The 566-nt window shown below is 45.1% G+C and carries 1 rRNA gene; it reads right to left on the bottom strand.

The features are described 5' to 3' along the window. Nucleotides 1-229 precede the first annotated feature (229 nt). Nucleotides 230-348: ribosomal RNA gene (rrf, locus tag DF185_RS24830) — 5S ribosomal RNA — on the bottom strand. Nucleotides 349-566: the final 218 nt, after the last annotated feature.

The raw sequence follows: 566 nt of genomic DNA, 5'->3' as shown, positions 1-566 counted from the left end.
AGTTTCCGCAGAAAAAATAAAATAAAATAGGTCCACCCGCACTTTTTGTTTCGCCGCTATGTGGGCCCCGCTGGGGGAACAGTAAAATAACTAAATAATCTCGGCAGAAACCTCCGAAAAAATAAATGCCGCCCGCCCTTTTATTGCGCCGCAATGCGGGGCACGGGGAGGAAAAAATAATCAATAAACGGTCATTTAAGTAAGCGCGGTAGGAATTCGCGCAAAAAGAGGGGTGCAACACGAGGACTTCCCAGGAGGTCACCCATCCTAGTACTACTCTCGCCCAAGCACGCTTAACTGCGGAGTTCTGATGGGATCCGGTGCATTAGTGCTGGTATGATCGCATCCGTTAGTATATGCAATGCAATCGTATATATTCTTTTTTGAAGACTTGATGAACCATTCGCCGTGGGTCCCACCCGCTATGTAGGGATACCCCATCTAGTCTTAACGAGCTTTGATGCATGAAAAAATTCGAAAACAATGCTTGAACAAGTAATTTTGGGTCCGTAATATAGCCCAAATCACGAAAATGCCCGAAAAAGTACTTAAAGGTCAAAATTTGG

Origin of the sequence: Marinifilum breve (assembly GCF_003202155.1) — a bacterium.
GTDB classification, from domain to species: domain Bacteria; phylum Bacteroidota; class Bacteroidia; order Bacteroidales; family Marinifilaceae; genus Marinifilum; species Marinifilum breve.
Note: the sequence above shows the minus strand (reverse complement) of the source record. Positions and strands in the feature narration are given on the sequence as shown.